The sequence below is a fragment of the Cryobacterium sp. M15 genome, assembly GCF_002929675.1.
GTDB lineage: Bacteria > Actinomycetota > Actinomycetes > Actinomycetales > Microbacteriaceae > Cryobacterium > Cryobacterium lyxosi.
This window is the reverse complement of record NZ_PJJW01000005.1, coordinates 1768-1976: the sequence shown is the minus strand read 5'-3', so window position 1 is coordinate 1976 and position 209 is coordinate 1768.

Genomic DNA, 209 nt, shown 5'->3' with positions numbered 1-209 from the left:
TGCGAATCAGTAAGGAAAACGGTGCGAGTCACATCTAAATGCTCTCACAACCAACCCACTGGGTTAGGAGACACGCCCTAGGTGGACAGGCATAAACACGGGAACCAGAGAAACGGCAGTTCGAACCCGCCCTGTAGTATCTAATGCATGCGAGGTCTGGGGCCGTGTGGGTGAGTTGATCTACGGGCCTGCGTCCGAGCGGATCACGA